At 58.1% G+C, this 8,948-nt stretch carries 5 protein-coding genes and 2 CRISPR repeat arrays; of the genes, 3 read left to right on the forward strand and 2 right to left on the reverse strand.

Annotation, left to right across the window (positions count from 1 at the left end; genetic code table 11):
* Positions 1–28 precede the first annotated feature (28 nt).
* Positions 29–646: a cupredoxin domain-containing protein gene (locus tag BP737_RS01960; RefSeq protein ID WP_292409961.1), complete on the reverse strand. Its 618-nt coding sequence runs from the start codon at positions 644–646 to the stop codon at positions 29–31.
* Positions 647–950: 304 nt separating this feature from the next.
* On the opposite strand from BP737_RS01960, the gene BP737_RS01965 reads away from it, so the two are divergent.
* From BP737_RS01965 to BP737_RS01975, 3 genes are all read left to right on the forward strand, one after another.
* Positions 951–1,799 (forward strand): aldo/keto reductase, encoded by an 849-nt coding sequence (locus BP737_RS01965; RefSeq protein ID WP_292409959.1) that lies wholly within the window; start codon positions 951–953, stop codon positions 1,797–1,799.
* Between the two features lie 63 nt (positions 1,800–1,862).
* Positions 1,863–3,059 carry an MFS transporter gene (locus tag BP737_RS01970; protein WP_292409957.1) on the forward strand — a complete coding sequence of 399 codons (1,197 nt, stop codon included), beginning with the start codon at positions 1,863–1,865 and terminating at the stop codon, positions 3,057–3,059.
* Between the two features lie 49 nt (positions 3,060–3,108).
* Complete coding sequence (locus tag BP737_RS01975; protein WP_292409956.1) at positions 3,109–4,254, forward strand: CPBP family intramembrane glutamic endopeptidase; 1,146 nt, start codon at positions 3,109–3,111, stop codon at positions 4,252–4,254.
* A 42-nt stretch (positions 4,255–4,296) separates the two neighbouring features.
* Here BP737_RS01975 and BP737_RS01980 read toward each other — a convergent pair whose 3' ends face one another.
* Positions 4,297–4,953 (reverse strand): CDGSH iron-sulfur domain-containing protein, encoded by a 657-nt coding sequence (locus BP737_RS01980; RefSeq protein WP_342685841.1) that lies wholly within the window; start codon positions 4,951–4,953, stop codon positions 4,297–4,299.
* Positions 4,954–5,890: 937 nt separating this feature from the next.
* A CRISPR array of direct repeats spans positions 5,891–7,017; the repeat unit is 37 nt; unit sequence GTTTCAATCCCTATCGGGTTTTCTCATCAGCTGAGAC.
* Positions 7,018–7,121: 104 nt separating this feature from the next.
* A CRISPR array of direct repeats spans positions 7,122–8,893; the repeat unit is 37 nt; unit sequence GTTTCAATCCCTATCGGGTTTTCTCATCAGCTGAGAC.
* The last annotated feature ends 55 nt before the right edge of the window (positions 8,894–8,948 follow it).

The raw sequence follows: 8,948 nt of genomic DNA on the forward strand, positions 1-8,948 counted from the left end.
GTGCTTCGCCGGTGCGGAAAAAAAGGGGTTAGAAGGTGACGATGACTTCCCCGGAGAACCCGGACGTCATCGACTGGTAGGTGTAGTTACCCGGGGTGCTGAAGGTGTAATTGTACGATCCTCCCGGCTCGATCATCCCGGAATCGAAGAATGCCGCTTCTCCGGTTGCCGAGACGGTCTGGTTCGTCGAGGCGTCGTTGGTCCATTCTACCGTGGTGTCGGCAGGAACGGTGATTGTGTTCGGCACATACCCGTTGTCGGTGATGGAGATGGTCTCGTCAGCGGCGACCGCCCCCGGCGGTCCCGGCGGGGTCTCGGTCGCGTTCGCGTCGGCGGTGGTCATCGGGGTTTCGGTACCTACGGTCGTTGTCGTCGTCATCGGGGTTTCAGTGCCTGTAGCCCCGGTTTCTGCTGGTGTTTCGGTGCCCGTTGTGGTTCCGGTCTCTATCGGGGTTTCAGTGCCCGCGATCGTCTCGGTTTCTGCTGGTGTCTCTGTCCCTATCGGTGTTTCAGTTTCCATCGGGGTTTCGGTCAGTCCCGGTGTTGTGCCGGGGGTCGCCGTCTCGTTGCCCGAAGGCTGCACACACCCTGCGATCATGATGCTCGCGATCACCATGAGGGCAAGGATACCAAACATTCTCTTCATGGGGTGGATGATGCCTCTTTGCGTAGATAAACTTTACCCTCCTCTGAAAACTGAGCCTGTATTGGTCAAATCTTTTACAGCAGCGTTGTGTCCCGGCATCATGGAATTGAGCGACGTTTATTTACCGTTATGCCTGGAAAGCCCTGTAGATCTCACCTTAGACTGAATAGCCGTCAGTGAGTCCGGATCGAGGACTGGACCTGTGTTGCCCACCCCGGACGCTATGTTCTTTGGGTCCGTGGTGCCGCACCGGAGCGTATCTGCAGCTGAAGATATTTATAGCCGGGCACGGATAGGACGGCCCATGACGGCACTGGGCAAGCGCAGGTTCGGGAAGACCGGGCGTGGGGTTACCCCCGTGGGGCTCGGGGGAGAGGGTGTCCTTCGGACGTACGGGCGGCATGCGGAGGCAAACGCCGTCATTATGGAAGCGCTCAATCAGGGGATAACCTATTTTGACTCGGCGAAGGTCTACGCGGAGAGCGAGGACTACTACGGTGAGGTCTGGCGAAGCCGTCCCGACCTCCGGACATCAGTCTTTCAGGCAAGCAAATCCGCGAGCAGGAACCATGCGGATGCCGAGATGGACCTCCAGGAGACCCTTCAGAAGATGGGCATCGCGACCCTCGACCTCTGGCAGATCCACGATGTCCGGACCTTCGCCGAGGTCCGGGAGATCGAAGGAGCGAGCGGTGCCCTTGAGGCATTTATCGAGGCGAAGGAGTCCGGCATCGTCCGGCAGATCGGGGTGACGGGACACCACGACCCGGATGTTCTCTCGCACGCGGTGGAGAACTGGCCGGTCGATGCCGTGATGATGCCCGTAAACCCGGTGGAAGGTGCACTCGGGGGTTTTCTCTCCTCGACGCTCACGACCGCAAGGGAGCAGGGGGCTGCGGTCATCGGGATGAAGGTGCTCGGCGGGTCGAATTTCCTTGTTCCTGATGCGGGGGTGACGCCGGAGGCCCTCATCCGCTACGCCCTTGCCCAGGAGATCTCCGTTGCAATCGTCGGCTGTTTTACACCCGCCGAGGTGCAGGCGCTTGCCGCCGCCGGGAGGAGCGATCCGTTGCCCGACGACGACGCGGAGGCGCTCATTGAAGCGTTTCGCCCCTACGCCCGCGAGGTTGCGTACTACCGGGGGCCCCTGTGAGATCTCCTCCGGCCGGTTTTCTATATCTGCTGAAGGCGCCAATATACCGTGAGGGATACTGCCATGACAACCAGGGAATCGGACCGGGACCGCATCGCCGCATCTCCGGACGCGGTCATCGTGCTGGTCGTGCTCGTCATCTTCCTGGACATGATGATCTACGGCCTCCTCATCCCGGTCTTTCCGCAGTATGCCCCCCGGCTCGGGGTGGACGAATCGGTCATCGGGCTCATCTTCGGGCTCTACGCCGCCATGCTCCTCATCTTCTCCATCCCGATGGGCCTCCTCTCCGACCGTGTGGGCCGCCGCCCCCTCATCATCGTCGGGATGCTCCTCCTGGCCCTCGCGACGGCTCTCTTCGGCGTCTCGACCACGGTCGTGCACCTGGTCGTTGCCCGGACGGTCCAGGGGATAGCGGCTGCGGCAACATGGTCCGCGGGGCTTGCGCTCCTTGCCGAGACCTGCGACCCGGCCTGTCTCGGGGAGAGGATGGGGATCGCGCTCTCGGCGGTCGGGGTCGGGACCGTCCTCGGACCGGTTTTCGGCGGGCTGCTCTTCGAGTATCTGGGCTATGCCGCCACCTTCCTCATCCCGGCGGTGCTGGTGGCCGCGGTCGGCCTCCTTGTCTTCGCCGTCCCGGTGCGCACCGCAAGATCGGAGGAAGGTCCGGGGCGGTCGTCGATGTTGCCCCCGGGAAACCTCGTTCCGCTTGCAGCCTGCGCGGCTGCTATCATCGCGGTTGCCGGGACCTATGGTGTCGTGGACCCCTACCTCCCGGTCTACCTGCACGCCGCCTTCTCGGCCTCCCCGGCGACGATCGGATTCGTCTTTGCGGTGCTGGCGGTTGCGGCAATTTTCGCCATGCCGGCCGCAGGACGGGTCTACGACCGTTACGGGGGCAGCCGCTACCTCATCGGCGGCGGGCTCATTCTCTCGGGAATTGCAATTGCCGCCGCCATGCGGGCGCCGACCCTTGCGCTCGTCGCCGTCGCCGTCTTCGTGCTGGGGGTCACGCTGAGTTGCGTCGTGGTGTCGGTGGTGCCGATCCTCTCCGGCATCTACCGCAACCATGGTTCGCAGGGCGCTGCCTACGGCATCTACAACACTCTCTACTCGGTGGGGCTCTCGGTCGGCCCGTTCGTGGGTGCCGGTCTTGCGGCGAGGTTACCGTTGCCAGCGATATTCCTGCTGCAGGCGGCGGTCCTCACGGTTATGGGTGTGCTCGGCTGGTTTGTCATCGGGAGGCTCGGGTGGCGTTAAGTTATGTTCATCATGCCGCGGGGCCAACAGATCCTGGATCGATGATACCATGCCGATTGAACTCCGCTACCATGTCCCGGAACTACTGATCGTCTTCTTTGGCTTTGTCTTCCTGGTCGCGGCCTTTGGGGTTGTCGGCGGTGAGGCGGGGACGTTTCTCTCCTCCGCACTTGATGTGGCGCTCTTTGTCGTTCTCGCGATGCTTGTCTACCTGGCGGAGGACCGGTACCGTGTGTTCCGGTGGGTCGCCGTCGCCTGGCTCTTCGTTCTCATCGGGGGGCTTGCGGTCGCTGCGGCCGGTATCGGGGTGATCTCGATCCTGCCGGCAGAGGTGCTCACGACCGGAGAACTCGACCCGGACGCGGTCACGCTTGCCCTGGCCGCGGATGTGGCGCTTCTCCTCCTCGGCGTCCTTGTCGCGGGGCTTGCAAGCCTCATTGGGTTTTCCCGAAGGTTCCGGGTCCGGCTTGCCCGGTACCTTCCCTTCGACCCGGACTCCCTCCTTCATACGGTTGCGCTCGTGGTCGTCATTGCCCTGATCCTGATACCGCCGGTACCGCTCCTGGTGACGGGAGGTCCGCCCTTCCTCTCGCCGCAGTTCCTCGACCTCCTGCTCGAGTCCGGGGACCTCCTCGCGGACACGGTCACGCTGAACGCCTACACCCTCTTCTGGACGCTCATCGGCTCGTTCTTTATTGCGGGGGCCTACGTCCGCCGTACCCCCGGCGAGACCCTGAAACGGCTCGGGCTCGTCCGGCCGACGGGAAGGGAGGTCGTTCTTGCCGTTGCCGGAGCTCTCGCGCTGGTCCTCGCGTTCCACTTCATCGACCCGGTGCTTGCTACGCTGGTGGGCTGGCTCGGTCTCCCGGTCACCGACGGGGAGGCCGTCAACCTGCTTTTTTCCGGCTCGCTCACCCTGCCCGGGATCATCATGGCGTCCATTGCGGCAGGTTTCGGCGAGGAGGTGAGCATCCGCGGTCTGCTCCAGCCCCGGTTCGGCATCCTTCTCCCGGCACTCCTTTTTGCGTCGCTCCACGCATTCCAGTACAGCTGGGACGGGATCATCTCGGTCTTCCTTGCGGGGATCGTTTTTGCCTATATCCGCCGCTACTCAAACACTACGACGTCGGCGATCACGCATACGGTCTACGACCTGGTGCTTTTTTCCCTGCTCCTGGCCGGGATGTCGTCGTGAGCGGGACCCCGGGTTCAGTCGGGGAAAAGTGGGTCGGCGACGTCACCATCCGATATGGTTTCCGTCGCAGAACGGTTTGTTCCACGATCTCCCGCACCGGCAGAGCGTAACCCGGTTTCGGATCGTATAGGTTCTTCCGTCGGCGGACTCGACAGGGATTCCGCCGCGGACCCAGAGCGGTCCATGTTCGCTTCTGGCGGGGTTCTCTACCACGACAACGGAGCGTTCAAGAACGGGCTCGATCGTCTCTCCCGTCTTGCGGTCGCGGAGAACGAGCCGGCCGGAAGGACAGTTGCACGCTTCTTCTACTGCCGTGTCCCGGGCGGATGGGACGTTGGACTGTTCCGTGAGGTTCCAGATCCCCCCGGCCCGCATGCAGAACCGTGCGTGTACACAGAGCCCTTCATAATCGGTCAGTTCCAGTTCCGGTCCTCTGATGAGGGTCGGGCTCTGGAGATACGGTTCATTCCCGGCGGTTTCGGTACCGTCAAAGTGGACCTTTTCATGTGTCCCGTCACAATAGGGTTTGTTCTTCGAATGTCCGCAGCGGCATAAGGCATACTCTTCCTGCAGAGGATACTCCTCCACCTTTCGCCATGAACGGCAGTCGCTCTCGTCATCGTAGGAGATCTCCATCGTCATGAGCGGGACACCCCCGGTCACGATATATGGACCATTTCTGCTCACCTGAATCTTCATGGTCTCTTCCTTTCCGTTTTTTTGTATTATCCGTCACGGTCGCGCTCTTTTTACGGGGCGATCTCGGGTCTATTATGAGTCGAGAATAAAAGGGTTCCGTCCTAACTTTTCTTCACGATAAAACTGGAAACAATGCCCACGTCATATCCGTGCCCGATTTGCTACAATCAACTGTCCTCGGACCTTTGGATCGGGGTTCGGGCATCTCCTGAAGATTGTTCCTGCGCCTCCAAGATGTATCTGTAAGCACGTGCCCGGAACTCGATATTCTGGGGGTTTCTCGGATCGGCATGGAGTGAATGCCCGCAACGTTTGTAGACGGCCTCATGATGGTGTAATTCTGCTGCTTATGGGTCGCCGCCCGGTCCTTGATCCTGGTAAAATTTCCCCGGCACGATCACGTCGACGTTGTTTTGGAAAATACGGTCATACGGGGTCCGGCCAGTGCTTCCGGTACATCTTCGACCGGTGAACCAACTTCGTAGTGGGGAACCTCGCGAAGGTGCCGCGAGTGTCGGAACCCTTTTTACTCGTTTCGGGAGGAGGGTATCGTGCTATTTTGGATATGCTTCTGATCGTTGCGGACGCGAACCGTCGACGTGAGTGTTACTGCGTCGCCACATCGCCTGCAACTCGGCGCGCACCTCCTCCAGGACATACAGGCGGCCTGCTCTGATGTTTCGAGAGACTCCTCGACTCCCCGATAACTTCTTTGATCAGGGGCTCTCTTTGTCCTCGGCGGTCCCCATAAGCCGCCCTCATGAGACCTTTGGCGATGTTATCAGCGTCGTCTCATCCTCAATCCCTATCGGTCTCATCAGCTGAGACGGACCCCGCGTCCGAAGACCGGCCGCCCCTCAGTTAGTTTCAATCCCTATCGGTTTTCTCATCAGCTGAGACCGGTCTGCTCCAGGTTGAACACATGGTAGTACCGCATGTTTCAATCCCTATCGGGTTTTCTCATCAGCTGAGACATCTTCCAGGAGGAGAAGGGCGTGATCTGCCGGTACGTTTCAATCCCTATCGGGTTTTCTCATCAGCTGAGACTGCTCTACCCGCTGCAGATCCACTTCCAGAACATGATGTTTCAATCCCTATCGGGTTTTCTCATCAGCTGAGACGTATGCCCGGGAAAGGGGCATGCCCTCAACGCGGAGGTTTCAATCCCTATCGGGTTTTCTCATCAGCTGAGACGCGCGGAGGGGGTATGATGTCGGGGACTAAGCGATGGTTTCAATTCCTATCGGGTTTTCTCATCAGTTGAGACCTCCTCTGGGCTGTAGAGGCCAGAGATCGAGAACGGTTTCAATCCCTATCGGGTTTTCTCATCAGCTGAGACGAACTCGTTGTCCGTCGCACCCTTCGCGAACATGTGTTTCAATCCCTATCGGGTTTTCTCATCAGCTGAGACGAGCCAGTATCAAGCGCCATACCGCCGACGATCTGTTTCAATCCCTATCGGGTTTTCTCATCAGCTGAGACGGTAGCACAATCGCGTCGATGAGTGTTACTGAGTAAGTTTCAATCCCTATCGGGTTTTCTCATCAGCTGAGACCTGTTCTCCCGGACCACCCCCGCCCCCGCCGCGATGTTTCAATCCCTATCGGGTTTTCTCATCAGCTGAGACTGCAAGGGGGGGAGCATGCTCTCCCGGGATGACATAGTTTCAATCCCTATCGGGTTTTCTCATCAGCTGAGACGGGCTGCCTCGAGTCGAGGTCGTGGTCTACGAGAGGTTTCAATCCCTATCGGGTTTTCTCATCAGCTGAGACGACGGTCGCGGCGGCGATGCTGCCGGCGAAGGTCATGTTTCAATCCCTATCGGGTTTTCTCATCAGCTGAGACTCAGGCATGAGCAGCCCTGGACAGCGCCGAACCAGGTTTCAATCCCTATCGGGTTTTCTCATCAGCTGAGACCCTAATGGCCAGAGCGTAGAGGGGCGATTGTGGGAGTTTCAATCCCTATCGGGTTTTCTCATCAGCTGAGACGACGAACAGAAGGCACGGGCGGCGGCTGCGCAGACCTGTTTCAATCCCTATCGGGTTTTCTCATCAGCTGAGACTCGACCATGAGGAGGGCCTGGTCCACGTCGCCATGTTTCAATCCCTATCGGTTTTCTAATCAGCTGAGACAACAACCGAGAGAAGGTCAAGGTGATCCGGGAAGTGTTTCAATCCCTATCGGGTTTTCTCATCAGCTGAGACACGAGGGATTCACGTTTGTCTGGGCGCGAGAGGTGGCGTTTCAATCCCTATCGGGTTTTCTCATCAGCTGAGACGAGCTCGGGGATTGATATGGCCTGCAAACACTGCAAAGTTTCAATCCCTATCGGGTTTTCTCATCAGCTGAGACGTTCCTCTCGCTCCTGCCGGCAGACAGCGAGGTTTCAATCCCTATCGGGTTTTCTCATCAGCTGAGACGGATCGGGCGCCCAAGGGTTCCGGGCGCGCTCCTCGGTTTCAATCCCTATCGGGTTTTCTCATCAGCTGAGACAATATGATCATCAGGCCGAATAATAATTTTGCGAGTTTCAATCCCTATCGGGTTTTCTCATCAGCTGAGACCCCCTATGATACTGCTCCACTTTCTGGTTAATGTCGTTTCAATCCCTATCGGGTTTTCTCATCAGCTGAGACCAGAATCGACATCAGGGGTGGTTTAAATATCGCACAGTTTCAATCCCTATCGGGTTTTCTCATCAGCTGAGACGGATGGTTTGTCGGGCTCAAAGCGGTAGATTTTAATGTTTCAATCCCTATCGGGTTTTCTCATCAGCTGAGACTGGATGATGACCCCTTCCGCCTCGCCTGCGATCTGTTTCAATCCCTATCGGGTTTTCTCATCAGCTGAGACCTTGCGGCGGGGTGACGTTGACGCCCATCTACCGCACGTTTCAATCCCTATCGGGTTTTCTCATCAGCTGAGACTCAGGTCCTCTGCAGCTTCGTTGATGGCACGCTGGTTTCAATCCCTATCGGGTTTTCTCATCAGCTGAGACATAACTGGGGCGGCGTTCTTGCCCCACCACTGCCCTGGTTTCAATCCCTATCGGGTTTTCTCATCAGCTGAGACCATCCATAACGAAGTTATGGCATGTGACGTAACGGTTTCAATCCCTATCGGGTTTTCTCATCAGCTGAGACGCCGCCGCCCTTGCCGACGCCCCTCTCCCGTTCATCGTTTCAATCCCTATCGGGTTTTCTCATCAGCTGAGACAAGATCCCGGAGAGCGAATGGCATCGACAATCCGGGTTTCAATCCCTATCGGGTTTTCTCATCAGCTGAGACTGCTGGATATCGCCTACAAGCCCGGCACCGAGTACGTTTCAATCCCTATCGGGTTTTCTCATCAGCTGAGACTAGGTGCGGTGGTGCACTTAGTGCAGATATTCTCAGAGTTTCAATCCCTATCGGGTTTTCTCATCAGCTGAGACCCTGCCCCCTTTGGGACCGGATCAGGAGTGGTTCCGTTTCAATCCCTATCGGGTTTTCTCATCAGCTGAGACCAGATTTTCGCGCCCGGGATGAACTGGAACTCTTGGTTTCAATCCCTATCGGGTTTTCTCATCAGCTGAGACCAAAGCCACGGCGACAATCCAGCCTCTCGACGAGTTTCAATCCCTATCGGGTTTTCTCATCAGCTGAGACTGTATCAACTCATCACCGGCAGGATGCTGGGGGATGGTTTCAATCCCTATCGGGTTTTCTCATCAGCTGAGACTCACTGTCTCGGACCGGACACCTATCAGTGCGAGTGCGTTTCAATCCCTATCGGGTTTTCTCATCAGCTGAGACTACCGATCAGGTATTTCCGATACCGGTACAGCAGGGTTTCAATCCCTATCGGGTTTTCTCATCAGCTGAGACTCCGATCTCCTCGCGTTCCGGGACTGGTACCGTTAGTTTCAATCCCTATCGGGTTTTCTCATCAGCTGAGACTTGAGCGTCATCGTGTTTCGGCAGGCATATATACCGTTTCAATCCCTATCGGGTT

Origin of the sequence: Methanoculleus sp. UBA291 (assembly GCF_002499755.1) — an archaeon.
Classification (GTDB): domain Archaea; phylum Halobacteriota; class Methanomicrobia; order Methanomicrobiales; family Methanoculleaceae; genus Methanoculleus; species Methanoculleus palmolei.

Coding starts and splice junctions, on each gene's coding strand:
- BP737_RS01960 (WP_292409961.1), bottom strand. CDS start 646: ATGAAGAGAATGTTTGGTATCCTTGCCCTCATGGTGATCGCGAGCATC.
- BP737_RS01965 (WP_292409959.1), top strand. CDS start 951: ATGACGGCACTGGGCAAGCGCAGGTTCGGGAAGACCGGGCGTGGGGTT.
- BP737_RS01970 (WP_292409957.1), top strand. CDS start 1,863: ATGACAACCAGGGAATCGGACCGGGACCGCATCGCCGCATCTCCGGAC.
- BP737_RS01975 (WP_292409956.1), top strand. CDS start 3,109: ATGCCGATTGAACTCCGCTACCATGTCCCGGAACTACTGATCGTCTTC.
- BP737_RS01980 (WP_342685841.1), bottom strand. CDS start 4,953: ATGAAGATTCAGGTGAGCAGAAATGGTCCATATATCGTGACCGGGGGT.